This is a genomic window from Paenibacillus sp. NPDC058177, from assembly GCF_042883835.1.
In the GTDB taxonomy this organism is placed as follows: domain Bacteria; phylum Bacillota; class Bacilli; order Paenibacillales; family Paenibacillaceae; genus Paenibacillus_AQ; species Paenibacillus_AQ agri.
Window position 1 is genome coordinate 277,262 of record NZ_JBHVVB010000004.1, and the last position, 24,808, is coordinate 302,069.

General features: G+C 50.9%; 21 protein-coding genes. 11 read left to right on the plus strand and 10 right to left on the minus strand.

The features are described from left to right. Positions 1-167: 167 nt before the first annotated feature. Together ACFVU8_RS18430 and ACFVU8_RS18435 are read right to left on the minus strand one after the other, a co-directional pair. Entirely contained in the window at positions 168-1,637 is a 1,470-nt protein-coding gene (locus ACFVU8_RS18430) for an alpha-amylase (protein ID WP_387429166.1), read from the minus strand. A 121-nt stretch (positions 1,638-1,758) separates the two neighbouring features. Beyond that, positions 1,759-2,604: a DUF72 domain-containing protein gene (locus ACFVU8_RS18435; protein ID WP_175370787.1), complete on the minus strand. Its 846-nt coding sequence runs from the start codon at positions 2,602-2,604 to the stop codon at positions 1,759-1,761. A 413-nt stretch (positions 2,605-3,017) separates the two neighbouring features. On the opposite strand from ACFVU8_RS18435, the gene ACFVU8_RS18440 reads away from it, so the two are divergent. Further along, complete coding sequence (locus tag ACFVU8_RS18440; protein WP_379466532.1) at positions 3,018-3,635, plus strand: TVP38/TMEM64 family protein; 618 nt, start codon at positions 3,018-3,020, stop codon at positions 3,633-3,635. Positions 3,636-3,715: 80 nt separating this feature from the next. Then, a complete protein-coding gene (locus tag ACFVU8_RS18445; protein WP_387429169.1) occupies positions 3,716-4,633 on the plus strand; it encodes an aldo/keto reductase in 918 nt (305 codons plus the stop codon). A gap of 98 nt (positions 4,634-4,731) precedes the next feature. On the opposite strand, the gene ACFVU8_RS18450 is transcribed toward ACFVU8_RS18445, so the two are convergent. The 4 genes from ACFVU8_RS18450 to ACFVU8_RS18465 form a co-directional block, all read right to left on the minus strand. Continuing rightward, complete coding sequence (locus tag ACFVU8_RS18450) at positions 4,732-6,246, minus strand: aminotransferase class V-fold PLP-dependent enzyme (protein WP_387429171.1); 1,515 nt, start codon at positions 6,244-6,246, stop codon at positions 4,732-4,734. 75 nt (positions 6,247-6,321) lie between these two features. Further along, positions 6,322-6,798: a DsrE/DsrF/DrsH-like family protein gene (locus ACFVU8_RS18455; protein ID WP_387429174.1), complete on the minus strand. Its 477-nt coding sequence runs from the start codon at positions 6,796-6,798 to the stop codon at positions 6,322-6,324. Between the two features lie 131 nt (positions 6,799-6,929). Further along, positions 6,930-7,238: a hypothetical protein gene (locus ACFVU8_RS18460; RefSeq protein ID WP_387429176.1), complete on the minus strand. Its 309-nt coding sequence runs from the start codon at positions 7,236-7,238 to the stop codon at positions 6,930-6,932. A gap of 182 nt (positions 7,239-7,420) precedes the next feature. Further along, complete coding sequence (locus tag ACFVU8_RS18465) at positions 7,421-8,044, minus strand: acetate uptake transporter (protein WP_387429179.1); 624 nt, start codon at positions 8,042-8,044, stop codon at positions 7,421-7,423. Between the two features lie 213 nt (positions 8,045-8,257). Here ACFVU8_RS18465 and menA point away from each other — a divergent pair, with 213 nt between their 5' ends. From menA to ACFVU8_RS18485, 4 genes are all read left to right on the plus strand, one after another. Continuing rightward, complete coding sequence (gene menA / locus ACFVU8_RS18470) at positions 8,258-9,211, plus strand: 1,4-dihydroxy-2-naphthoate polyprenyltransferase (protein ID WP_387429182.1); 954 nt, start codon at positions 8,258-8,260, stop codon at positions 9,209-9,211. 247 nt (positions 9,212-9,458) lie between these two features. Further along, positions 9,459-10,259 carry an ABC transporter ATP-binding protein gene (locus ACFVU8_RS18475; RefSeq protein WP_379466527.1) on the plus strand — a complete coding sequence of 267 codons (801 nt, stop codon included), beginning with the start codon at positions 9,459-9,461 and terminating at the stop codon, positions 10,257-10,259. After that, positions 10,252-11,916, plus strand: coding sequence for a hypothetical protein (locus ACFVU8_RS18480; protein WP_387429184.1), 1,665 nt, complete (start codon positions 10,252-10,254; stop codon positions 11,914-11,916). Before ACFVU8_RS18475 ends, ACFVU8_RS18480 begins: the two co-directional genes overlap by 8 nt. A gap of 207 nt (positions 11,917-12,123) precedes the next feature. Continuing rightward, positions 12,124-14,142 (plus strand): putative bifunctional diguanylate cyclase/phosphodiesterase, encoded by a 2,019-nt coding sequence (locus tag ACFVU8_RS18485; RefSeq protein WP_379466525.1) that lies wholly within the window; start codon positions 12,124-12,126, stop codon positions 14,140-14,142. A 186-nt stretch (positions 14,143-14,328) separates the two neighbouring features. Here the strand turns inward: ACFVU8_RS18485 and ACFVU8_RS18490 are convergent, their stop codons facing one another. Then, on the minus strand, positions 14,329-16,023 hold the full coding sequence (locus tag ACFVU8_RS18490) for a methyl-accepting chemotaxis protein (protein WP_387429186.1): 1,695 nt from the start codon (positions 16,021-16,023) through the stop codon (positions 14,329-14,331). 233 nt (positions 16,024-16,256) lie between these two features. On the opposite strand from ACFVU8_RS18490, the gene ACFVU8_RS18495 reads away from it, so the two are divergent. Next, positions 16,257-16,688, plus strand: coding sequence for a MarR family winged helix-turn-helix transcriptional regulator (locus tag ACFVU8_RS18495; RefSeq protein ID WP_175370776.1), 432 nt, complete (start codon positions 16,257-16,259; stop codon positions 16,686-16,688). A gap of 80 nt (positions 16,689-16,768) precedes the next feature. Here ACFVU8_RS18495 and ACFVU8_RS18500 read toward each other — a convergent pair whose 3' ends face one another. Next, positions 16,769-18,634 (minus strand): LTA synthase family protein, encoded by a 1,866-nt coding sequence (locus ACFVU8_RS18500; protein WP_387429188.1) that lies wholly within the window; start codon positions 18,632-18,634, stop codon positions 16,769-16,771. A gap of 283 nt (positions 18,635-18,917) precedes the next feature. Here ACFVU8_RS18500 and ACFVU8_RS18505 point away from each other — a divergent pair, with 283 nt between their 5' ends. Together ACFVU8_RS18505 and ACFVU8_RS18510 are read left to right on the plus strand one after the other, a co-directional pair. Continuing rightward, complete coding sequence (locus ACFVU8_RS18505) at positions 18,918-21,224, plus strand: helicase C-terminal domain-containing protein (RefSeq protein ID WP_387429191.1); 2,307 nt, start codon at positions 18,918-18,920, stop codon at positions 21,222-21,224. 52 nt (positions 21,225-21,276) lie between these two features. Further along, positions 21,277-22,245 (plus strand): Gfo/Idh/MocA family protein, encoded by a 969-nt coding sequence (locus ACFVU8_RS18510; protein ID WP_175370773.1) that lies wholly within the window; start codon positions 21,277-21,279, stop codon positions 22,243-22,245. Between the two features lie 102 nt (positions 22,246-22,347). On the opposite strand, the gene ACFVU8_RS18515 is transcribed toward ACFVU8_RS18510, so the two are convergent. Together ACFVU8_RS18515 and ACFVU8_RS18520 are read right to left on the minus strand one after the other, a co-directional pair. Next, entirely contained in the window at positions 22,348-23,028 is a 681-nt protein-coding gene (locus tag ACFVU8_RS18515; RefSeq protein ID WP_066378604.1) for a CidB/LrgB family autolysis modulator, read from the minus strand. Continuing rightward, on the minus strand, positions 23,028-23,399 hold the full coding sequence (locus ACFVU8_RS18520) for a CidA/LrgA family protein (protein WP_066378483.1): 372 nt from the start codon (positions 23,397-23,399) through the stop codon (positions 23,028-23,030). The genes ACFVU8_RS18515 and ACFVU8_RS18520 overlap by 1 nt, the downstream gene beginning before the upstream one ends. A 112-nt stretch (positions 23,400-23,511) precedes the next feature. Between ACFVU8_RS18520 and cidR the strand changes: the two genes are divergently transcribed. Both cidR and ACFVU8_RS18530 read left to right on the plus strand, forming a co-directional pair. Then, positions 23,512-24,399, plus strand: a complete 888-nt coding sequence (gene cidR, locus ACFVU8_RS18525) for a cidABC operon transcriptional activator CidR (protein ID WP_379466519.1) — start codon at positions 23,512-23,514, stop codon at positions 24,397-24,399. Between the two features lie 110 nt (positions 24,400-24,509). Next, the gene (locus ACFVU8_RS18530) at positions 24,510-24,794 is read left to right on the plus strand and encodes an aspartyl-phosphate phosphatase Spo0E family protein (protein WP_175370770.1); all 285 of its coding nucleotides are present in this window, start codon (positions 24,510-24,512) and stop codon (positions 24,792-24,794) included. Positions 24,795-24,808 lie beyond the last annotated feature (14 nt).

Below are 24,808 nucleotides of genomic sequence, written 5' to 3' on the forward strand. Positions count from 1 at the left end.
CCCTTCCACCAATAGGCGGAGAAGGGGTCTCTTTTATTTGCTGCTGAATATGTGATTTATGTCGTCTCCACAGGTAATTTTAACGGTTTGACTTCAAGCCCACTGTGCACTAGCCCGGAGCGAAACAGCTACGAGAGGTAAGATTAAGCGCGGCAGTGTTATCCCTATCATTCTTCATTCTCCTCGTGGGGAAGAGCCCAGACAGAGACGCTTCCGCCATTCACAGGAAAGGCCGCCCAACCGTCCTGCCCAATGGTAAGCTTCTCCTTGCGAGTGCCAGTGAAATCCACCCACACCTCACCGGCGCGATGCTTGCCTACCTGCATCCGCTTCTCACCTTTGTCGCCATTGGAGATAACCACTGCACAGCCGGAGCCTTCGATCTCCTCCACACCAAGCCGTACCCAGCCGATCGTGTTGGGGTGGTCCAAATAATCCTTTTGCTCACCGTAAGCTTTGTGGTAACGGGCGTACAGCAACGGGTCGATCGCGGCTTTCTTGCCTTCGATCGGGGCCGGGCCGCCGATCCCGTAATAGTCACCGTAGAAGACGACGGGATACCCGTCGCGGCGCAGCAAAATGAGAGCATAAGCAATTTGTTTGAACCAGTCACCGACCCATGATTCCAGCGCCTCATGCGGCTGGGAGTCATGGTTGTCGACGAAGGTGACCGCATTGCCGGGGTGGCTCTGCACCAATGTATCATTGAAAATGGTGCTTAGATCAAAATCCCGCCCGCCAAGAGCGGCAGAATACAGCTTGTAGTGCAGCGATACGTCAAAGAGATCAATCCGATAATCCACCGTGTCCAGAAATTCGCGGCAGGAGGCAAGATCAGGATTCCAGAATTCGCCTACGATGTAGAAATCCTCCCCACGCTTGTGCACCATCTCCGCTGCAAATTCTTTTATAAATTCATGGTTAATGTGCTTGATAGCGTCGAGGCGGTAGCCGCTGCATTGCAGTGTATCCACCAGCCATCCTCCCCACTGGAGCATTTCCTTTTTGACTGCAGGATGGCTGTAATCAATATTTGCGAACATCAGATAATCATAGTTGCCGAACTCATCATCCACGTTCTTATTCCAGGTCTTGTTCTCACCTACAATACGAAATACCCCGGAACGGCCCTCCTTGGCATTGAAGTCCGTGCCATTGAAATGATCGAAATTCCACTTGAAGGCAGAATGCTCGTCTCCGCGTCCCGGAAAAGTGAACTTGGTCCATCCCTCGATCTCGAACGGCTGCGAAATTTCCTTCATCCGGTCATGGGGATCGACCTCGACTACCTTGAATACCTCGGTCTCGTCCGCACCGGCCTTATGGTTCATGACGAGATCAACATACACAGCGATGCCATTCTTTTGGCACTCGGCAATGGCGTCGACCAGTTCTTGCTTGGTACCGTATTTGGTGCGTACTGTACCTTTTTGGTCATATTCACCGAGATCATAGAGGTCATAGACACCATATCCGGTATCTTCTGCGGAGACGGCCTTGGTCACGGGCGGAATCCATATGGCGTCAATCCCCGTGCTGCTCAGCTCTGGTGCCATTTCCGCGAGATGTTTCCAGTGCTTCCCGTCTGCTGCAACATGCCACTCGAAAAACTGCATCATCGTATGATTTCTCTTCATCTCTCTGCCTCCTTCGCTGCTGCAGTGCTTTCAGATCGCTCTTCAGGCTTCTTCGGTTATTCTTCACTTTTTAAAGGGAGGGAATACCAGTTATTTGCAGATGTCATGATCTTTTTTTAGGCTATTGAAAGAGATCAAGCTGGCGCGGAGCCAGACCGCCGTCTATGCCGAGCATGTTCTGAAGCTCCTTGGCGTTGTCAGTAGCATCACCGCCGGAATTGTTGTTGAAGACTACGTAGAGATTACGGCAGCTTTTCTCCAGCTTCAACAGACGTTCCTTCCACTCGCCGAGTTCTTCCTGATCATACCGGTATAGGTAGCGCAGCTTGCGCCAATCCGGGTGGCTGCTTTGGTGCCAGCCGGAGACATTGCGGCCGTGCAGTCGCACATAAGTGATGTCCGGGGAAGTAGCCACCGCTACAATCGGAATCGAGCCAGTCCCGGCCTGCGGCTCATCCACTATCGTATGAATCCAGCCCTCACGCGCCATGAAATGCAGCGTCTTGTCGCGGAATGCCGGGCTGTACCAGCTCTCATGGCGAAATTCAAGGGCGCAGGGCACGTCTTTCATCCGCGCTCTGATATCGCGCAGCATATCCACATTATCCTTGGTGCAGTCGAACCAGGGCGGGAACTGGAACAGTGTCATGGCCAGCTTGCCGGATTCGATAACAGGCTGGATGGATTCGTGGAAAGCGGCGAACATAGCGTCCTTTGTATCAAAGTAATTCTTTTTATCGCGTAGATGACCAGTCATTCCCTGATAGGCTTTCACGATGAACTGGAATCCGTCCGGGGTTTGGTTGACCCATTTCACATAATTTCTGACCGGCTGAACCGCGTAGAAGGAACTGTCGATTTCTACAATGGAAAAATGGGCGCTGTATGTAGACAACCGTTCGGCCGGTTTGATTTTTCCGTACAATTCCTCATGGTCGCCGAAGCCGGTCAGCCCTATTTTGATCAAAGGTGGTCTCCTCCTTGGCTGCGCTCTGGATGTTCGTTAGGGTACATGTATCTTCTATATAAACTAAAAATACAGGTTCGCAAACAGGTAGTGCATGGACGTGTCTAGGCCCGTCCCTCATACTCAGGCCGCAGGATGGACATGATCTGCAGTGATTCAAAGGCATCGCCGCTCTTGATGCACTCTCGCAGAGAGTATATGAAATTGGATTGAATGTCCATAATCGCCCACCTTCATAATGGTTATTAACCCGGATTATAACAGAACTATGCCTACGGGATGAAGATACTTGTACCAAATTCGCCGCGTCAATTTTGTCCCAATGTATTGTATAATTGAAACTCAGTGCTAGGTGATTAACCTGAGGTGGCATGGAGCTACTGATTCAGGAGGGATGAGGAGAGCGGCACGTTATGTACTATCTGGATATCGCTTCATGGCTGACAGAGGATAATCTGCGGCACATGCTGGAACAATATCGTTCGTTCGGACCTTTTCCGGGCATTGCATTAACTTTTATGAAATCATTTGTGCCACCCCTGCCTACCATCGCTATCGTCGGTTTGAACGGTGCGGTGTATGGTTTGTGGCTTGGCTTTTTGTATTCGTGGATTGGTCTGGTCGCGGGCTGTGTAACGACTTTTCTGATTGTCCGCAAAATTGCTTCCCACCCCTATCTGCGCAAATGGGCCCTGCGCCCAAAGGTGGCGAAGAGCATGACCTGGGTACGCCAGCGGGGCTTCAGCTATGTGTTTCTGCTCAGTTTGTTTCCCGTAGGACCATTCGTTGTCATTAATATGGCTGCCGGGCTGGCCGGAATGCGGCTGCGTTCCTATCTATTGGCTTTGATCGCGGGCAAAGCCATTATGGTGTTTGCGGTCTCATATATCGGCAATGATCTGGAGCGGTTTATCCGCCGTCCTGCGGAAGGACTATACGTACTGCTCTTTATAGCGTTGTCTTTCTGGGGCGTCAAAGCCATAGAAAGGTATTTTACCAGAACAGCAAGTGATGGCGGCAGTGGCAAATAATTTAAACAAAAAGTAACATTAGGACAAGCATAGATCTAAAGTTTAATTAGACTCCAGATATGAAAGGAAGAGGTGTCGTTATGAAATACCGTAAGCTTGGAAGTACGGGACTGAACGTGTCTGTGATCGGAATTGGGACCTGGCAGTTTGGCGGGGAATGGGGCAAGGATTTTACCCAAAACGAAGTTGATGCCATGCTGGACAAATCCGGGGAACTTGGAATCAATCTGATTGATACAGCAGAATGTTACGGCGACCACTTGTCAGAGAGGTTCATTGGTAACTATCTGGCCCGTCGTAAACGTGAGGACTGGATTGTCGCGACCAAGTTCGGCCACGGATTCAAGGGACATCTCCAGCGGGAACAGCTGTGGAGTGCCGATCAGGTGCTGAAGCAACTGGATGATTCACTTAAATCGCTCCAGACCGAGTATGTCGATCTCTATCAGTTCCATTCGGGGACCGACGCCGAGTTCGAGAACGACAAACTGTGGAGCATGCTGGATAGACAGATGCAGGCCGGAAAAATTCGTCACTTAGGAATTTCCATTAGTGCCTCTGGCACAGGTGTTCACCAGACAGCCTCCGCTCAGGCAGTTGGGGCAGAGGCCATACAGGTCGTATATAACCGTCTGGAACGCGGCCCGGAAGAAGAAGTCTTCCCGCTGTGCGCCAAGCATAACCTGGGTGTGCTGGCACGGGTACCGCTTGCCAGTGGCTATCTAAGCGGGAAATATAAGCCGGATGCGGCTTTCCCGACCGGTGATGTCCGGGCGAATCATAATGCGGACACGCGGCAGAAGCAATTGCTCGAAGTCGCTAAGATTGCAAAAAGTGAAGTGCCGGAAGGCATTCCAATGGCGCAATGGGCCTTGGGCTGGTGCCTTCAGCATCCTGCAGTAACGAGTGTAATTCCTGGCTGCAAGGATGTCGCACAGGTCATCGCCAATGCGGCTGCCGCTGATCTGGACATGGTAAAGGACGGGCAGTCTCTATAGTAGGCTGTTTCGCAAATAGGCTATCTCAATAATAAGATGTCTCGCTGATCAGTCATCTAGGTGTTAGTTACGCTGGAGGTCAGCGGGGTTAACGAAACTCACAGGCGAAACCATCCGGCGGCATCCTTAATTGCTGGTGCGGCAGCAGTAATGTGCTGCCAGCCGTTAGTTTCGGAGTTATACCTGTAATCCTGTTTCCACTCTTCAATATGCAGTACGATGGCGCGGATGGCGGAGACCATTCGCGCCACTTCTTTATCTGTCATGATGGGGTGGAGCGAGAGGCGGACCCAGCCCGGCTTGAGTGACTGATCTCCAGCATAGATAGCCTTGATGAAGCCAGCGGAGTCCTTAGGGCCGAGCCCCAGCAGATGATGGCCGTAAGGACCTGCGCAAGAACAGCCTCCGCGGGCCTGAATGCCGAAGCGGTCGTTCAGCAGCTGCACCGCGAGGTTATAGTGGACATCGCGTATCGTAAAAGAAACAATCCCTAGTCGTTCCTGTTGCTCTCCGGCCAATACGGTTAAGCCGGGTATAGTCTGCAATCCATCCAGCAGCTGTCGGCAAAGTTCCCGCTCCCTGAGCAGTATGTATTCACCGCCCCCGTTCATGGTTTCTTTCAGATGAATAGCCAGTGCAGTGCGGAAGGCCTGCAGGAAGCCCGGCGTGCCGCCATCCTCGCGGGTTTCTATATCCTCTATGTAGCGGCGGCCGCCCCAGGCATCGACCCAAACCACGGTGCCGCCGCCAGGCTCGTCGGGAAGGCGGCTGTTATAAAGGGCGGAGTCGAACAGCAGCACGCCGCTGCTTCCGGGTCCGCCGAGGAATTTATGCGGGGAGAAGAAGATCGCGTCGAGCTTCTCCTGCGGTGAAGACGGATGCATATCGATCGGCTCATAGGGGGCGCTGGCGGCAAAATCAACAAAGCAGACCCCGCCGTGGCGATGCATGGCTGCGGCGAGCTGAGGGTAAGGCGTGCGGATGCCTGTCACATTGGAACAGGCCGTGAAGGCGCCGATTTTCAGGCGCCGGTGCCGGTAAAGACGCAGCAGGTATTCGAGCTGATTCAGATCGATGTTCCCGTCCGCTCCCGGTGGTACAGTAACGACATCGCCAAGACTCTCCTGCCAGGGCAGGAGGTTGGAATGATGCTCCATGTGGCTGACGAAGACGACTGGGCGGTCTTCAGGGTTAAGGCTCCTGCCATGCAGCCATTCCGGCATCTTCAGGCCCAGAATGCGCTGGAGCTTGTTTATTGCCCCGGTGGTGCCGTTGCCGCAGAAAAGCAGCGCATCCTGCGGCCCTGCGTGGACATGGGCTTTAATAATATTCCGGGCCTCGATATAGGCCAAGGTCATCGTCAGCCCGGTAGTGTTGGACTCAGTATGTGGGTTGCTGACATAAGGGCCGAAAGTCTCCAGCATTCGGCGCTCAATGGGCTCGTAGAGACGTCCGCTGGCGGTCCAGTCAGCGTACAAAAGAGGCTGTCTGCCATAGGGCGTCGTAAGCGTAAATCCTGTTCCGATGGTGTGCTCGCGAAAGGATGCAAAATAAGTTTGCAGCGAAGATGGCATCTCCGGGGAAGAGGCGGGGATGATATTCAGCACGGACATTCCCTCCAGCCTGTAGTTTCTTTGGCCTCAGTATATGCCCCGCTCCGGGAATAGGTTAACGCCCAAGCCTGAGAGCTAGATGAACAGCTGCATGTCACTCTCCAGCGCATCCTTCAAATAGGCAGCCGCATCAATAATCTCAACCTCCGGCAGGAATTCCTCCGGTTTGAAGCCCATGATTTCCACCGAGAGTTTGCAGGCGTAGAACTTGATGTTCTTTTTACCGGCGCCCTTGAGAAAATGAATCAGCTTCGGCGCACCCTGCGCCTCCATCATCTCCTCCAGCATCATCCGGCCCAGCCCGCTGAAATTCATCCGTGACAGGGGGAGTTGTTCCGGTCCTTTGGGGGTCATGACATCCATCAGCTTCTCGTAAATACTCTTGTCCTCCAGTGTCATCTTCTCCGGGTCACGGACCAGGAACAGCCCCCAGAACGCAAAGAACATGGTCACCTCGCATTCGATATCCCGAGCAGTATTTGCCAGGATCAATCCCGCCATTGCTTTGTCATAGTCCCCGCTGAACATCAGCAGATTCATCTTTTTGCCCATCCGTCATCCCTCCGAGATCCTCTTGGAATGAGCTTAGTATGGTTAGGTCAGCATGAACTATGCTTTTGTCACAACTTGTTCGTACTTCAGCGGGAGATCATGAAAAAAGCTCCCTTGCGGGAGCCCTGAATCTATTCATTATGTCCGGCAGGATCTGCTCCTGCACCGCTGCGAATATCTTCACGGCGAGCGGCCAGCCAGATGCTGCCGGTGAAGAGAACGATCATACCCAGGATAATGGCGAAGCGCCAATCCCCGGCTTTGAAATTCAATTGAAGTACGGTCAGCACCAGGGCCACCTGGGTCCAGACGAGTGTTCTTTTGCGAAAAGCGGCGATGTCTCCTGTCATCTTGGGGAGCCCGCGGATGACGCGATAAGCAATAATGAGAAGAATTAGGGCGAATACGGCCGTTCCAATCCATTCAGAAGAAGTGAACACATTCATTGTCTCCAAATCCTTTCGGTTAACATGAGGGTTCTAATCTGATTATTGCGGTATACAGATAGTGTACCACGCCTATGCGTGAGGGGCAGCACATCTGCATAAAAAAAGGATAAACGCGCTCCGCCAGAGTGGCAGGTGTACGTTTATCCGTTGTTTTTGATGCAGGAATTGAATCCTTATTTTTTGAAAATACGCAGTGGCGCGCCCATTGGCAGGAACGAACGTCCGAAGTGAGCGTTCAGTACCGAAGCTCCACAGCCATAGAAGGAGACCAGAGCGATGCCTAGCTCTGCAAAGGCAGCCAGTTTATGAAAGGCTTCAGCCGCAATCCCGAAAGAATCAAACGTCAGACCCAGGAACAGGAAGTCAATCAGGATGAAGATGATCAGCAGGACCTTATTGGCCTCCACGGCACCGATCGTCATGAAGAGCGTGAAGATCAGGTATCCCAGAAACACAAATCCGAGCTGCTTCGGATCCACGGCTTCGGCCAGGGTTGTTCCGAATACACCGAGCTTGATCAGCCAGCTGGCGGCCATGCCGAACCAGAAGAAGGCATAGGCTCCAAAAGCGGTCATGCCGAAGGTATTATTGTGCTTAGCATCCTGAATGCTGGCAAATAGCTGGGCGAAGGCGCCCAGGAAAATAGCCCAAGGAATGACATAGCTGAATCCCGAGGTAATCTCGAGCTTCTGTGAAGATGCGACCAGCGTGACGATAGCTAGTCCGAACAGGCCAATGGCACCAGGATCGGCAGTGACGATCTTGACGGATTGGGGGGATTGCGGTTGCGCTGACATAAAAGTTAATGCCTCCATTATTTAAAAGTGTTCGCTCATGACAACAGCACCCTGAAGGGCGCTGTTATTGGCCTGCCTATCATATCATACTGCCCTGCTTCTCTGGAATGATTTTTTGTTCATTTCCTGTCGATTCCTGACAGGTCACCTCGAAATTACGATATAATGACTCTATGATATGAACTGTTCATTTAAGTGATAAGGGTGATCGATTTGAATGTAAGAAGTTTTCTGAAGTTTGTGGAGCTGCCGACGAAGGCAGCAAGCATGATTCCTTTTCTAATGGGAACGTTGTACGCCTTGTACCGGTTCGAGGATTTTTATATTCTGCGGTTTGGTCTGATGTTCATTTCTCTGCTGAGTTTTGATATGGCTACGACGGCGATTAACAATTATTATGATTTCAAAAAAGCATCCAAGACACATGGCTATGGCTATGAGACGCATAATGCGATCGTTCATTTTAAGCTGAAAGAGCGTACGGTGGTTGCAACCATTATCATCCTGCTCGCGCTGGCGGCCGGGGGCGGGATTGCGCTGGTGTCACAGACAGGCCTTCTGGTCTTCCTGTTGGGGGGATTGTCGTTCCTCATTGGCATTCTATATTCCTTTGGTCCCATTCCAATCTCACGAATGCCGCTGGGAGAGTTGTTCTCCGGGCTGTTCATGGGCTTCGTCATTATCTTTATCTCGGCCTATATCCATACTGACAATAGTGTCGTCTCGCTACTGATTCAGGGGGGCTGGGTCAATCTACATATTAATCTTGTAGAGGTAATTTATCTCTTCTGGTTTTCTGTGCCAGCCATTTTGGGGATTTCGGGTATTATGCTGGCGAACAATATATGCGACATCGAGGAGGATATTGAAAACCGCAGATACACTCTTCCTGTCTATATTGGTAGAGAGCGGGCACTCCTGTTGTTCAAACTGCTATATTATGTCTCTTATCTTGACCTTGTAGTGTTATTGATCCTGAAGGTTCATCCGGTGCTCGTCCTGCTGATCCTTCTGACTCTAATTCCGCTCCGCCGCAATGTTGCAACGTTTCATGCGAGGCAGGAGAAGGCCAGCACCTTTATTCTTTCCGTTAAAAATTTCATCCTGATGAATGCTGCCCGTATCATGGTTTTGGGTGTAGCGGTACTCTTGCAGAATTTCGCTTAATTCCATTCATTCTATTCTAGCAGCACCTTTCGGAACGACTCCGGGGGTGCTGCTTTTTGAATTGTGCCAAATCATTGCAGTTTGTCCAAAGCGGCGTCGTTTTCCCGAATAATGTGTCATTAAGGATAGTAAGAGGGAATAGTTTCCGCTAGAATAAGGTAAAGTAACCTAATTTAAGGCAGGTCTTCCGCTAGCTTCCGGACGATCAGCCTGGGATAACAGGTTAATTTGGAAGGAGATGAAAGGAATGGCTGTTGCAGAGAAGCCGGTGATTTCAATCTCTGGCTTGTGGATGAATTACTCAGACAGAATGGTTCTCCGGGGGATTGATTTGGAAGTCTACCCTGGGCAGATTATCGGCTATATCGGTCCGAACGGTGCTGGGAAAAGCACTACGGTCAAGATCATGCTTGGTTTGGTTGAGGGATATAACGGGACCGTAGAGATCTTCGGGAAAGATATCGCTGACGGCGACAACACTTATAAGAGACGGATCGGCTATGTGCCGGAAGTCGCGGAACTATATGATAGCCTGACGGCACGGGAGTATCTGTGCTTCATTGGCGAGCTATACGGCATGAAACGCAGCGATGCAGACGACAAGGCCAAGCGGCTGACCGCTCTGCTAGGTCTGGAAAAGGCCTACGACATGCGCATCTCCTCCTTTTCCAAAGGAATGAAGCAGAAAGTGCTGCTGGTCTCCAGCATGCTGCATGACCCGGATATTCTGTTCCTCGACGAGCCGCTGAGCGGTCTTGATGCCAATAGTGTTATGGTGGTGAAGGAGATCTTCGCTTCACTGGCCGCACGAGGCAAGACCATTTTCTACTCTTCGCATATCATGGATGTTGTCGAGAAGATCAGCAGCCGTATTGTGCTTATTGCTGGAGGGGATATTGTGGCCGATGGCAGCTTTGCGGAGCTGAAGGACCAGAGCCGGGAAGGCTCGCTTGAAGAGATTTTTAACCAGTTGACCGGCTTTGACAAATACCGGGATATCGCCGGTGAATTCGTGACCATAATTCAAGAAGGTGCTGCAGATGAATGATTTTCGGGTACTGAAGCTGCTGGATCGGCTGGAGGGACTGTTTTCCAGAGTTGGCATCGATTACGGCGCTATGCGTAGCATTCTACAAGTCAAACTGACGATGGATGGGAGAAGGGCACCTACAGTTCTTGCAGCTACACAAAGATCAGCTGAGCCGAAGGAAGGCTCGCCGTTTCGTCCGCAGTGGGTTTACTTGATAATGGGTACGTTCTTGATCCCGCTCATCATTCCATCCGGCCATTACATGCTGCAAATGAGTCTGGTTCTGGGTGTGGTGATGTTCATGATTACCACTACACTGGTCTCCGACTTTTCCTCCGTACTGCTGGATCTTAGGGACAAGAATATTCTGTTCTCCAAACCGGTGAATCGCCGTACCCTGAATATGGCCAAGAACATCCATGTGCTGATTTATCTGTTCACTCTCACGTTAAGTCTTGCCGGGCCTACCCTAATCGTCTCGCTATTCCGGCAGGGGCCTTTGTTTTTTCTTTTATACTGTGTAGCCATTGTGCTGATGGACTGCTTTATCCTGGTGATTACAGGGCTTCTGTACCTGCTGATCCTGAAGCTTTTCGACGGAGAAAGATTGAAGGATATCATCAACTATGTGCAGATTGTACTGATGATTGCCATAACCGTTGGCTATCAACTGATTTCCAGGCTGTTTAACCTGGCGGAGTTTAGCGCATCCTTCAAACCGGCATGGTGGCAATATCTTATTCCTCCGGTCTGGTTTGCTGCCCCGTTTGAGCTGGCATTTGGTGGAGGGAGAGGCATTCATTTTAGCCTGTTGTCCGGTTTGGCGATTATTCTTCCGCTCCTCCTGATCATCACATACATAAAGCTTATGCCCCAATTTGAGAAAAGCTTGCAAAAGCTCTCGGCACAAGAGGTCGGTGGCCGGGAAGCAGCGAGATTATCTGGATGGCTATCTACTGTAGTTTGCCGGAGCCGGGAAGAGGGCATGTTCTTTCGATTTACCTGGTCCATGATGAAGACAGAACGGGACTTTAAGCTAAAGGTATATCCGACGCTAGGCTTCTCCATCGTGTTCCCTTTCATTTTCATCTTAAATATGATCTGGCTAGGAGATGGGGGCGGGATCGGAAATTCAAAGGCATACCTGTGGATATACTTTAGCGCTACGTTAATGATGACCATTGTACAGATGCTGCGGTATTCAGGAAGTTATAAAGGAGCTTGGATTTACAAGGCCATCCCACTGCCAGGGGAACATGCAGTGTACAGAGGCATGCTAAAGGCCGCGCTGTTCCGGCTGTTCATACCAATTTTCTTAGCAGAAGCGGTGGTATTCACTGTGCTCTTCGGGATTCGGATCCTGCCGGATCTTGTGGTTGTACTGTTTGCAACGCTTATTTATGCGGTGGTGTGTTTCCTGGTGCTGCCGCGGTCGCTGCCTTTTTCAGAACGCTTTGAAGCAGCTAAGCAGAAGGAGTTCACGGGAAGCAGCTTTCTGATGCTGTTCCTGCTAATCGGCATGGTGGGCCTGCATTATCTGGCAACCTTACTGACAGGTGGCGTCTACATATATCTTGTGCTGCTGGCCGCCTTCAATTTTGTGTTCTGGCGTCGTACATTCCCGGAAGGGAAGAGGATGGAACCCTCCGGGATGTCAAATATGGACATTTTTTAACGGAGACCAAAACAGGGGGCAAGTTCCAGTATTTACTTAGACAGTCTGATTAATAAAAGGTAAAATTACACCTAAAGTTGCTTTTCCAGGGATAGCCTATAATCTTTACGCACTCTTCCATTTATCCGATATACGTGTACTGATCCTGACTTGAGAAACGCACTGTGGCGATGATGATAATTACTATACCGGTGAAGAGGTTGACACATGGATCAAATGGGAATCCGTTATAATATTTGGATCGTTTTACTAACTTTCGCGCTGGTCTCTGCTGCGGTTTATGCTGCCGTGAATTTGATTTCGCAAGTTTCCCGTTCTGCCGGTAAAATCCGGCGAATGTGGATGCTGTCAGCATCCTGCGTTCTTGGCAGTGGCCTATGGGCAATGCATTATATCGGCATTATGGCCGGCCGTTTACCATTTGAAGTCAGCTACCAGCCGGGTAAAGCGCTGCTGTCCCTGCTGGTGTGTATGTTATCTTGTTATGCTGCGTTCTGGGTTGTGTTTCCGCACCGTCTCAAGCTTTGGCGAGCGGGTGCCGGGGGCCTGCTGCTTGGCGTGGGGAGCTCTGCTATGCATGATATCGGGATGTCTTCTATCGTACTGGAGGGGGGGATTCGCTATCCTATCCTCTCACAGGCCATCTCGATCCTAGCCGCTGTGCTGATGTCTTCCATGGGCCTCTATTTGCTTCGCAAGTTCAAGGATCATCCTAGCTTCAATAAGTGGAGACTCTATTTTGCAATATTGATTGGACTTTCGGTGACAGGGCTTCATTATTTCAGTCTCAGAGCCAGCCAGTGGGAATATTACAAAGGGCCTGGTGGGTCCTCATCCCTCCTGATGGATACGGATGTAATTCTGCTGAGCGGCGTATCGATTGTAACGGTTCTGATGCTTGCGGTCTCCGGAGGAGCCGTTTTCCTGGACCGGCATGTGCTTGAACGGATGGCTTATCATGATCCGCTGACCGGACTGCCTAACCGGCATGGCCTCGAGCGTTACTTCCTTGGAGATTTCTTCGGCGGAACATCCGGGGCGGTGTTCTTTGTGGATCTGGACCGCTTCAAATCGATCAACGATACGCTGGGGCATGATATCGGGGATATGCTGCTGCAGGAGGTCGCCAAAAGACTGGAAGGCTGCGTCGGCACCATGGGGAAGGTGTTTCGGCTAGGCGGGGACGAATTCCTCATCGCCCTGCCTATGTGCTCCGTGCCAGAAGCGGAAGAAGTAGCCGAGCGTATTCTGCAGGAGCTCAAGCACTTCTACAGCATCCAGGGTAATGAACTGTACGTGACAGCAAGCGTCGGGATCAGCCTGACTCCTCTGCATGGCACCGACCGGTCGTCCTTGATGAAAGCCGCAGATACTGCACTTTACACCTCTAAGGACTCCGGCAAGAATAAATACAGCATTTTCGATCAGGAGATGAATCGTCACCAGCTGCGGCGGATGTCGCTGGAGAAGGATCTGCGCAAGGCGCTGGCCCGTTCTGAATTCATGGTCGTGTACCAGCCCAAATGGGATTCGTTGTTGAATGTGACGGTTGGGCTTGAAGCCTTACTGCGGTGGAGACATCCTGAGCATGGAATCATCTCTCCCTCGGAATTTATTCCGATAGCTGAGGAGACTGGTTTGATCGTGCCTATCACCTACTGGATGCTGCATGATGTATGTAGCCAGAACAGGCTCTGGCATCAGGAGGAAGTGGCGAATGTCGCCGTCTCCGTTAATATGTCAGCACGGATGTTCGAAGGAAACGGGCTGTATGAGGTTGTGGAGGAAGCGCTGGCGCAATCGGGGCTGGAGCCGCATTTTCTGGAACTGGAGATTACAGAATCTATCGCGATGAACAACATGGAGGAGACAGTAGCCCAATTATCCAAGCTCAGGCTGCTGGGCGTACGGGTATCACTGGATGATTTCGGTACGGGCTTCTCTTCGCTGGGCAATTTAGACGAGATTCCGGTTAATACGCTGAAGATTGACCAGGTGTTCATTCGTAAAAGTAAGCTGCATTCCAAGAAAGCGATCATCAGCAATATTATTGCCATCGCCAGTAACCTGAATATGGATGTCGTTGCTGAAGGCGTAGAAACGACTGAGCAGATCGAACTGCTGCAATCGCTGGGCTGCAGAGTGATGCAAGGATATTATTATGGCCGGCCGATGCCTGTGAACGAGTTAGGGCAGTGGTTTATTGAGAATACGGCAGTATCATGATCTGACATGTAATCATTTTGTTTTCATGTTCAATATACATAACTTTCGAAATTATGCCGGACAGGAGTTAACTTGTCTATATGGCTACATAGTTCTGTTATACAAAAAAAGCAGGCCGGGGTGATCCCCGGTCTGCTTTGCTGCATTAAAAAGCATATCTACTTAAGTCCTAGGGCTGCTACGGTCTCAAACCTTGAACTTCTCCACCAAAAAGCGCAGCTTATCGGCCATTGAGGACAGGATCGTTGCAGCGGCTTCCACCTCTTCCATCGCAGCAAGCTGCTGTTGGGAGGATGCCGACAGACTTTCCGCCCCTGCCGCAGTCTGATTGGATACCTGAACAACATGCTGAATGGCTGTGACTAGCCCGGAGGCTAACTCGGCGAGTTGGCCAACTACTGTAGAGATTTGCCGGTTTTGCTCTGCCATGCTGGATACCGACATTTCAATTTCGGTGAAAGAAGTCCCGGCTTGGTCTATCATTTCGCTACTCTGTTCCATTTCTTGCGTGGAGTAAGACATCATCTCGGTGGCCTTTTCCATCTGGCTTACGGTCATTTTGATCAGATCACCGATTTGAGTAGCGGAATGAGAAGATCTTTCTGCCAGCTTGCGAACGGATTGGGCGACAACGGCGAAGCCCCGACCTTCCTCGCCAGCCCGTGCAGCTTCAATAGCTGCATTCAGGGAGAGTAGATGGGTCTCCTCGGCAATGCTGGAGATGACGGTAACAATGCTCTCGATTTGCTTGGAGTTGCTAGACAGAAGATTGATCATGCCAGAGAGCATGCTGATACTGCCGCTCATAGTCATCAGCTGTGCTGTGGTAGAATCCATCGACTCTCTGCCCGTTCGGGCTTTCTCTGCATTGCCATTGGCAAGATCAAGCGCAGTACCTGCCATAGCAGCAATCTCCGAGATGAAGCTGGACATGTTCTGTACGGCTTTGTAGCTGTCCTCGAGATTCAGGAGCTGGGCGTTTGCCCCATCGGCAAGCTCAAGGGTGATCCCCACACTATGTTCCCCGGCCCTGTTAGTTTCCTGAGCGCTGGCCGACAGCTCTCCAGAGGAAGAGGCAACCTGATGGGAAGTGTCATTCACTTCGGTGATCAGCAAGCGAAGATTGTCGGTCATGGCATTGAAGTCGCGCGCCAAGGTTCCGACCTCATCTTTACTGGCGAGAAGAATAGGGTCGTGTGTCAGATCGCCCTGGGCTACGAGATTAACGGAACGGGACAACCGGGTTAACGGGCTGACCATGCGGCGAATAAGCAGGTAAGCGACTACAATAGCCATCACAAAAATGGCTGCACCGATGATAAAAGGCTGAACAACCACATCCATCGTTCTTTCCTGAATAATTGAGCCGTCAAAATTGATAGCCATTAAGGCGATAATGGGTTTGGCAGGATCGTGATCCTGATAGATAGGACCGTAGCCGGTTTTGAGGGAGGTTCCATCGTATGTATAAACTTTGGAATATGTGGAATGCTGCATTTTGTTGATCATTGACTTGTCTTCATCGCTAAAATAAAATGTATCGCCTGCTTTATAGCCGCGCTTCTGGAAGCTGCTGTCAGCGGCTAGAACTTTGCCGTCCAACGACAGGATGAAGGCTTCTTTGAAAATAGGCTTGTGAGCAACGATCCAGCCAATACGCTCTTCTATCTTAGCAAGCTTGCTTGAATCTCCCGCAGTAAGTGCGGAAATGTCTTCTGGATTCACCAGGCCGGTTGTAATATTGGCGCAGCCTACCAATTCAACCCCGGCGGCCTCGTCCACTTGACTGTAAGCGGCACGATACCCGAAGAATCCGATGGATGAGCCCACAAGCAGCAGCACGATGAACATCATCCAGGTTAATTTTGTTGCCAATTTCATTCTTCTTCCCCACCAATTATGACTGATTGTTCGCAAAGAGTCTCTTTCTCGATGCTCACTGCTACGATTATAGCGTAACGAACTCAGCATTCTTGTGTCGAAATTTGCTTGTTTGAGGAATAGTTGTGACAACTCTATGGCGAAATTGGCAAAATATTGACCGAGAGTCATTGAATCCGGGAGTGTTAAAATGGTACGCTGGTTTTAGGACAAAGTGATTGGGAGCTGAAGGAATGTCGAAACAAATAGATCCGGTGATTGAAGGCATCGGGATATCCATGTGGAGGGTGCAGCGGAAAATTGTGTCCCAAATGTCTTTGCATAAGGAAATTGGCCTAACGTTTCCTCAACTAGGCCTTCTCAATATGATTGCCCACGAGAAAAAATCACGTGTGATCCAGTTAGCTGAGAAAATGGAGGTTAAATCCAGCGCCGTAACGGTGATGCTCGATCGCCTGGAGCTGCTGGGCTTCATCGCCCGGGTTCCGGATGAGCAGGATCGCAGGGCGGTCGTGGTCACCATCACGGCCAAAGGTGAGGAGTCGTTGAAGGAGGCACAATACCGTTCCAAGTTACTGCTGGCTGAGCATTTAGCCATACTGGAACCGGAAGAGCTTAAAGCCTTTGCCAAGTACTACGAAATGCTGGACAAGCAGGAACGCTGAGAAGCACCAAGCCTTCAACTATACAAAAACGGCCACACTCCGGATTAATAAGAGTGTGGCCGTTTCTTCTTGGTATGGTTCTATTTCTTGCTTTCAGCCTTAAGCGGCAATTGGGTTACATAGCTGTCCGAGAGCTGCAGCAGCCGTAGTGCCCGGTTATATTCATCCTCCGTCGCGGCAGGCGTTTTGCCTCCTAAAGCGATAGGATACTGTGTGTTGTCCTCAAAGCTGCTACCCGGAATTAGCAGTCCGGAGCTGGCAATGAACGATCCTGATGGCAGATAATAACGCTGTGGCAGCAGATTGACAGATTCACTGAGCAGATCTTGGCCAAAATGCAGATTATTCTCCATGGAGACACCGAGCAGCCCGGCGGCTGTCGGCATAATATCAATCTCCCCGCCAACCTGATCCAGTACCTGCGGTTTCGTGATGCCTCCGCCATGGATAATCAGCGGAATATTCATCATATTGGCATAGCTGTAGTCATGACCGTAGATTTCTTGCATCAATGCTTTGTCGTCATGATCCAGCGAGTAGATGGGCAGCCCCATATGGTCGCCGTAGATCATAATCAGACTGTTATCCCAGACACCGTTTGCTTTCAGATCTGCTACAAATTGGCCGAAGGCTTCATCTGCATAGTTCTGGGATCGGATGTAATCACCAACGAAAGTACCTTCATAACGCTCAGGTAGCTTCATCCGGTACTTCTCGGCCGGAATGGTAAAAGGGTGATGGGCAGACATCGAAATGATCTGAGAATAGAATGGCTGACCGGCCTCATTCATTTCTTTTAATTTTCCCGCTGTCTTGCGGTAGAGCACTTCATCGGATGCCCCGAAGAAGAATACGTCCTCATCCCCGAAGAATTGGTGATCATAATAATGCTCCCAGCCCAGGGAACTATACAATTCCCCGCGGTTCCAGAATTCCACATCATTCGTATGGAAGGTAGCGGTCTGGTAGCCATTGGATTGAAGCAGGCGCGGCAGACTCGGAAGTGTCTTGTCTACATACGACATCGTGGCTGCGCCGCGGGGAGGAATGTAGAAGGACGTATTCACCACAAACTCGGCATCCGAGGTGTTGCCCTGCCCCACCATTTGATAGAAATTCGGGAAGTACAGGCTGCTCTCCATCAGGCGGTTCAGATTTGGCGTAACTTCCTTGCCGTCCAGCTTCAGTCCAAGCAGGAAGTTCTGGAAAGATTCCATCTGGATAATGATCAGATTCTTGCCTTTGGCAACGCCTTGCAGGGATGAATGATCTTCAGCGCGAACCCCTTTTAGCGTGTTTATAGCATCCTGGGTGATATCACTAGCATTTATAATCTCAGTTTTGTCTTTGGCAAAAATGGTATAGGCCTCATAATTGAGAATACCCATCTCCTGTGCTTTCTTGATCTCATTCATACTGGCTTTATTAGGCAGAATATTGAACAGGCACAAGGCTAGAGATACTGCAAACAAAATACTGAAGCGCCCTTTTCCACTACCAAGGTTGATCTTCTTCTTCTTGTAATCCCGGCCGTTCTTGTTGAAGAAGAAGTAGAAGCCAAGTACGATAACATCAGTGAAGATCAGGAGGTAGTAAGGGTCCATCAGTGAGAATACGCTGTTGCGGACGGCAGTGACCTGATTCACCTGCTCAGCGGCATGGTAAGTGACAATAACCCCGTAATATTTGAAATACATAATGGCGGCAAAAAAGATGGCGGTCACCAGCAGGTTCACCGTCATGTAATATCCTAATTTGCGTTTGGAAGCAAAACGTTCAATAATGCAAAAAAGTGCCCATGCAAAAGGAATCTCCGTAATTAGAGACTTCCAAGGGAGAATATCGCCAAAGATAACGCCCCAGGCCAGAAAACTTTTCAGGACAAAAATAATGGTGAAGAATACAAAGGGTTTGATGATCCACCGTTTCAAGGTATTGGATGACACAGCTCCGCCTTCTTTCTACGTGATGACACGCTTCTTCCCGGACAGAGGAAGCGGTGTAAGGACAAAGAAATTCCATATTAACAGAATTTATTATCTCCCCCTGAAATGTAAATGTCAAAAACACTGCATGCCAGCATTAGCGCAATGTAAAGCGGAAGTGAATGACAGTACAGCCGCTCCTGCTTCTCCTGCCATCAGATGACTTTATACAGCGAATAAAAGACAAAAACGACGAATCGAATACATAGGGTTGTCAGCGTCGGTACGAAAAGGAGGAGAAAGGATGCAGCATAGGATATCTATATCCGTCAGAACGCTTGTAGAGTATGTATTCCGCAGCGGGAGCCTGGAGCCGGGGTTCCGTAGTGCGTCTTCCATGGTGGAAGGGACACGTATTCATCAGAAGATTCAGCAGCGGTACAAAGAAAGCGACCAGAAGGAAGTCTATCTGAAAACAGAGATTCCATACAAGGAGCTGCTACTTGTAGTGGACGGCCGCTGTGATGGTCTTCTGCTGACAGAAGACGGCACGCTAGTCGTTGAGGAAATCAAGTCCACGGCCGGACCGCTGGACTTGCTGGGTGAAGGTCGTGAGGTCCACTGGGCGCAGGCGCTCATGTATGCCTATATGATCGCACTTGAGCAGGGCTTAACTTCCATGGAAGTGAGGCTAACCTATGTTCAGCGCGGGGGAGAGGAGGAGCGGAGCCTGCAGAGGAGTGTCAGCATGGAGGAACTGGCGGATTTTGCCGCTGATACAGTGGCCCGCTATGCACCTTATGCCGAAATGCTGCTCCGGCATGATATTACCAAGGAGCAGAGCATCCGTGAGCTCGGGTTCCCTTTTCCCACCTATCGGAAGGGGCAGCGGCATTTTGCCGGTGCCGTGTACAAGGCGGTCTCGGAAGGCGTTAATCTCTTCGCTCAGGCACCGACAGGCATTGGCAAGACGATGTCCACCCTGTTCCCGGCGATCAAGGCCATTGGTGAAGGCCGGGCGAAGGGATTTTTTTACCTGACCGCCAAGACAATTACCCGCATGGCCGCTGAGGAAGCGCTGGCGCTCCTGTCGGCCAGGGGCCTTGTCCTGCACGTCATTACACTGACTGCCAAGGATAAAGCCTGCTTCCGGGAGGAGGGGCTTTGTAGTAGTGAACATTGCCCGTTCGCCGAAGGTTATTACGACCGGATCAATGAGGCGCTGCTGGACATGCTGGGCCAGGAAACGCTGATGACACGGGAGGTTATCGCCGGCTATGCGAAGAAACACGAGGTCTGCCCCTTCGAGTTCTCGCTGGATGCCGCTTATGTCTGCGATGCCGTGATTTGTGATTACAACTACATTTATGATCCCCGAATTAGCCTGAAACGTCTGGCTGAAGAGCGGAAAAAGGATACAGTCCTGCTCGTGGATGAGGCCCACAACCTGGTGGATCGGGGAAGGGAGATGTTCTCAGCTGCGTTGCAGAAGGCTCCGTTCTTGGGACTGCAGCGGCAGTACAAGGTAAGCAATTCAAGGTTGAGCGCTGCTGCCAAGGCGGTGAACTCGTTCTTCATCGCGCTTCGCAAGCTGTGCAACGAAGAGGGTCAGGGTTGGTGGAATGACTTCCCTGAAGAGCTGCCGGGTCTGCTGGAGAATTTTGCAGCCGAGGCAGAACTGGAATTGATCCAGCCGTCGATGATGCTGGCCGCCGATCCTGAGGAAGGGGAATCCAGTCTGCTGGACACCTTCTATGCCGTACAAGGGATGCTTCGCACCTTCAAGACCTATGACGAGCGATATGTGACCTATGCGGAGATTCGCCGTGGAGATGTTTATCTAAAGCTCTTCAACCTGGACCCTTCCTATCTGCTGCGGCAGATGGCCAAAGGCTTCCGCAGCCAAATTCTGTTTTCGGCTACCTTGGCCCCGATGTCGTATTACAGAGATATGATTGGTGCTGCTGAAGAGGACTACAGCTTAATTGTGGCTTCCCCTTTTCAAAAGGAGCAATGGGAGGTGTCGCTGCTCCCGCTGTCTACGCGCTATCATGACCGGGAAGCGTCCCTGCTGCCCTTGAGTGAAGCCCTGCACAGAATGACCGGCAAGCCGGGAAATTATCTGGCCTTCTTTCCCTCTTATCTTTACTTGCAAAATGTATATGATCTATTCAGTGAGCGATATCCCGACATCGCTACTCTAGTACAGGGTTCCGGCATGAGTGAGGAAGCACGCGAAGACTTCCTCGCAGCCTTCCGTCCGGACGCAAATCAAACGCTTCTTGGATTTGCTGTGTTGGGCGGTATTTTCTCGGAGGGAGTGGATCTGCCCGGCGACCGGTTAAACGGGGTTATGGTGGTCGGTGTAGGACTTCCGCAGCTGGGGCTCGAACGTAATCTGCTACGCGCCTACTTCAATCGCCAGGGCAAAAATGGCTTTGACTATGCCTATGTCTATCCGGGGATGTGCAAGGTGCTGCAGGCCGGCGGAAGGCTGATCCGCACGGAAAACGACCATGGCACCATTGTGCTGGCCGACGACCGATTTACGCAGCAGCCGTACCACTGGTTACTCCCCGAAGAGTGGCGGGACTACCTTATCTGGCAATAACATCGTATAATCTATGAAAGGGCATACAATTCAGACTCACAGGAGGCAGATCATGACACTTAACATCGGATTGATTGGTACAGGCTGGTTCGGTAAGGTTCACGCCGATTTACTGGCTGGAATGGAAGATGTTACTCTAGTAGCGGTATGCGGCAGTAGCAAGGAGAAGGCGGACGAGATGGCCCGTCATTATGATGCTGAAGGCTATGGCGATATTACGGAGATGCTCGAAGCTCATAAGCTGGATGCTGCTTATATATGCGTTCCCCCACAGTCCCATGGTGACATTGAGCGTGCGTTGATTCGGCATGACATTCCCTTTTTTATCGAGAAACCGCTAAGCTACAGCACCGAAATCCCGGCCAGCCTGCTTCAGGAGATTAAGGAGCGCAATCTGCTGACCTCAGTGGGCTACCACTTCCGCTATCAGGATAATATCCGAAGGCTGAAGGAAACGTTGACCGGGGATAAAATCGGGATGGTTACCGGTCAGTGGATGGGCGGTATGCCAGGAGTAGCATGGTGGCGCAACCAGGAGCAGTCCGGTGGGCAGTTTACGGAGCAGACAACGCATATCGTAGATTTGCTCCGTTATCTGGGCGGTGAGGTAGAAGAAGTGTACGGCTTGTACGGCAATCGTATTGTACATGAGCAGCATGAGAACGTCACGGTTGCAGATATCGGTACAGTGTCGCTGAAGCTTACTAGCGGCGTCATTGCCAATATTTCCAACACCTGCGTGCTTCCTGGAGAAGTCGGCCGGGTCAATCTGACCTTCTATAATGAACAAGGGCTGCTGGACTGGAATCTTGATCGCCTGCTTACCGTCCGTGTCGGGGGCAGCACAGAGTATGCTAACAGCGGCGACCCTTATGCCGCTGAGAGCGAGGCGTTCCTGCATGCCGTGCGTACTGGCGATCGCTCCCGCATTCTCAGCGACTATGAGGACGGCTATAAGACGCTGAAGGTGACTTGCGCGGCATATGAGTCGGCACAGACTGGACTGCCGGTTAAACTGTAGGTTAAGTAGAAGGATCGAGTTCCAAGTGAGATCATAGAAAAAAAGCACGCAGCTCCGGGGATTTCTTCGGAGCTATGTGCTTTGGCCCAAGCCGGGACGGCCTTAGTGGAGGAACACTGCGAGCAGTGGCGGCGCAATGCCGATGGTCAGCAGCGCCGTCAGGATCATCGCAATGCTGGAGATGGTACCGGTCAGCGAGCTAAGCTCGAAGGCCTTGGAGGTACCTGTACCATGCGCTGCGGTTCCCAGCGATACACCGCGCGCAATTTCATTGTCAATGCGGAAGAGACGCAGCACGGAAGGTCCCATCATTGTGCCCAGTATCCCGGTGAGGATAACGAAGACCGCCGTAATGCTAGGTACACCTCCGATACGCTGCGAGATGCTCATGGCGATCGGAGTAGTAACCGATCGTGGGACCAAGCTGGAGACCAGATCGCTGCTGAGATGCAGCCATTTGGCAAGCAGCATGGAGGAGATCACCGCAATGATCGTACCTGAGAGCACGCCTGCCGCAATCTCGGCGGCGTGTTTTTTGAGTACCTTGAAGTTCTTATGCAAAGGGATAGCGAACGCAATGGTTGCCGGCTGCAGCAGGTTAGTCAGCCACTTGCCTCCCGCATTGTAAGATTCATAAGGGATGCCTGTCATCAACAGAATGCCAACAATCAGCAGAGGTGTAATGATAAGCGGAGATAGGTATACTTTGCTGTGTAACTTATAGGCGCGCTTGGCAAGGAGATAGAGTCCTATGGTTAGCGCGAGGAACAATAGTCCGGTCATCATAAAGGTTTATGCTCCTTTGCCTTGGATATAGCTCCTGTGAGCAGCCCGGAGCAGGCCATGACTGCGAATGTACCGACCACTACGACTGCCAGCACCCGCAGTCCGTCGGTCTCCAGCATATCTGTGTATTTCATGACGCCGATCGCGGAAGGAATGAAGAACAGAAGCAGCTCAGCCAGCAGCCAGGAGGCTCCGACCTCCACCCAGTTCAAGCGTACGACGCCGAATTCAAGCAGAAGGAATAAGATAACCATGCCTAGAATGCTTCCGGGAATGGGAAAATGCAACCATGAAGCCAGTGAATTGATCAACAGTGAGAATACAGTGAGGCCGCCTATTTGCAGCAATCCTGAGATCATTTTTTTCATAAATGCGCCGCCCCTTTCATCGTAATGAAAGTTTACATTATTTATTTTCATAGGTAAAATGAATAGATCGAATAGCTGACATTCCTTTTGTCTATGCATAGGAGGCTGAGCCGTGGACATCCGGCAACTACAATATTTCGTTCAAATCGCAAGACTGAACAGCTTTTCCCAGGCGGCCAAATCACTGTATATCTCGCAGCCTACAATCAGCAAAATGATCAGGAATTTGGAGATCGAACTGGGTGCTGACCTGTTCTACCGGGAAGGCAAAAGCATCCGCCTGACAGATGCGGGCGAGATTCTGCTAACCAAGGCGCAGAATATTGTAGATTCATTCACCAGCTTGTCCTCTGAGCTGGATAGCTTGCGCGAGCTGAAGCAGGGCCATATCCAGATGGGATTGCCGCCAATGGTAGGTGCGAGCTTCTTCCCAGCAGTTATCGGTGAGTTTCATCATCGATACCCTGGGGTGACGATTCGCCTGCATGAGGATGGCGCCAAGAAGGTGGAGAATGATGTGGAGACGGGTCTGCTGGATATCGGTGTCATTGTGCTGCCTGTGGATCAGGGGAAGTTTAAATTCTTCTCTATTCTGGAGGAAAAGCTGGAGTTGCTAGTTCCGGCAGGGCACCGCCTGGCTGGACAGGAATGCGTGAAGCTGGCGGAACTGGCGGAAGAAGAGTTTATCCTCTTCCGTGAGGATTTTATGCTGCATGATCGGATTATTACAGAATGCGTCAAAGTAGGTTTTCAACCTAAGGTGGTATACGAGAGCTCACAGTGGGATCTGATCAGTGGAATGGTAGGGGCGGGACTCGGAATTGCGCTCCTGCCAGAGACGATTTGCCGTGACATCGACCGCTCACGGATCGCTGTCATTCCGCTGACGGCTCCGGTCATTCCCTGGCAGCTGGGTATTATCTGGCGCCGGGATCGCTATCTTTCATTTGCGGCACGAGAATGGATTTCTTTTGCTAAGGGGATCTTCGTAGGTCATTAGTCTCCCGTTTTGTTGAATCATCGACAAATTTTTCTTTTTTTTGAAAATATGTTTTTTGGCATCATGATTTATGATAGGGGAGAAGTTGATAGAGAGAAGGTGAGAGAATCGTGAGCCTTTACGATGCTTCCTCCCGTAACATTCATAGGAGAGATATAAGAGAAGACGAACTGCTGATTACGATTGAGAGCTTGAGATGTCAATTACTTGAGGTTGCCGAGCAGCATAGTCTAAGTGATCGTGCTGTAGTAGAGCTGAGCGAGCGGCTGGACGGTTATATTTTGCTAGCCCAGAATAAAATGATGGAGAGTCTGCGCAGCCGGAAGGCGGGAAACGGCCCGTCTGCCAAAAATTCCAGGAATTCGGCGCTAAGAAGCCAGACCGCGTTGCAATAGTTCAATAGTCTTTT

Bases quoted from the DNA above. Each gene is read 5' to 3' on its own strand.
- ACFVU8_RS18465 (WP_387429179.1), bottom strand. From the start codon at position 8,044: ATGTCAGCGCAACCGCAATCCCCCCAATCCGTCAAGATCGTCACTGCC.
- ACFVU8_RS18515 (WP_066378604.1), bottom strand. From the start codon at position 23,028: ATGACCGGACTATTGTTCCTCGCGCTAACCATAGGACTCTATCTCCTT.
- ACFVU8_RS18480 (WP_387429184.1), top strand. From the start codon at position 10,252: ATGAATGATTTTCGGGTACTGAAGCTGCTGGATCGGCTGGAGGGACTG.
- ACFVU8_RS18440 (WP_379466532.1), top strand. From the start codon at position 3,018: ATGTACTATCTGGATATCGCTTCATGGCTGACAGAGGATAATCTGCGG.
- ACFVU8_RS18490 (WP_387429186.1), bottom strand. From the start codon at position 16,023: ATGAAATTGGCAACAAAATTAACCTGGATGATGTTCATCGTGCTGCTG.
- ACFVU8_RS18445 (WP_387429169.1), top strand. From the start codon at position 3,716: ATGAAATACCGTAAGCTTGGAAGTACGGGACTGAACGTGTCTGTGATC.
- ACFVU8_RS18510 (WP_175370773.1), top strand. From the start codon at position 21,277: ATGACACTTAACATCGGATTGATTGGTACAGGCTGGTTCGGTAAGGTT.
- ACFVU8_RS18495 (WP_175370776.1), top strand. From the start codon at position 16,257: ATGTCGAAACAAATAGATCCGGTGATTGAAGGCATCGGGATATCCATG.
- ACFVU8_RS18485 (WP_379466525.1), top strand. From the start codon at position 12,124: ATGGATCAAATGGGAATCCGTTATAATATTTGGATCGTTTTACTAACT.
- ACFVU8_RS18430 (WP_387429166.1), bottom strand. From the start codon at position 1,637: ATGAAGAGAAATCATACGATGATGCAGTTTTTCGAGTGGCATGTTGCA.
- ACFVU8_RS18475 (WP_379466527.1), top strand. From the start codon at position 9,459: ATGGCTGTTGCAGAGAAGCCGGTGATTTCAATCTCTGGCTTGTGGATG.
- ACFVU8_RS18520 (WP_066378483.1), bottom strand. From the start codon at position 23,399: ATGAAAAAAATGATCTCAGGATTGCTGCAAATAGGCGGCCTCACTGTA.
- ACFVU8_RS18455 (WP_387429174.1), bottom strand. From the start codon at position 6,798: ATGGGCAAAAAGATGAATCTGCTGATGTTCAGCGGGGACTATGACAAA.
- ACFVU8_RS18450 (WP_387429171.1), bottom strand. From the start codon at position 6,246: ATGTCCGTGCTGAATATCATCCCCGCCTCTTCCCCGGAGATGCCATCT.
- ACFVU8_RS18505 (WP_387429191.1), top strand. From the start codon at position 18,918: ATGCAGCATAGGATATCTATATCCGTCAGAACGCTTGTAGAGTATGTA.